The sequence below is a fragment of the Ruminococcus sp. N15.MGS-57 genome (assembly GCF_000980385.1).
GTDB lineage: Bacteria > Bacillota > Clostridia > Oscillospirales > Ruminococcaceae > Hominimerdicola > Hominimerdicola aceti.
In genome coordinates, this window is the sequence record NZ_LARF01000154.1 from 1 (window position 1) to 326 (window position 326).

Annotated in this window: 1 rRNA gene; it reads left to right on the forward strand. The window is 55.2% G+C overall.

Annotation, left to right across the window (positions count from 1 at the left end):
* Positions 1-326, forward strand: a 16S ribosomal RNA gene (locus WS40_RS11060); the annotation flags it as partial.

Genomic DNA, 326 nt, shown 5'->3' on the forward strand with positions numbered 1-326 from the left:
TGTCGTCAGCTCGTGTCGTGAGATGTTGGGTTAAGTCCCGCAACGAGCGCAACCCTTGTCACTAGTTGCTACGAAAGGGCACTCTAGTGAGACTGCCGGTGACAAACCGGAGGAAGGTGGGGATGACGTCAAGTCCTCATGGCCCTTATGGGTAGGGCTTCACACGTCATACAATGGTCGGAACAGAGGGCAGCGAAGTCGTGAGACGGAGCCAATCCCAGAAAACCGATCGTAGTCCGGATTGCAGTCTGCAACTCGACTGCATGAAGTCGGAATCGCTAGTAATCGCGGATCAGCATGCCGCGGTGAATACGTTCCCGGGTCTT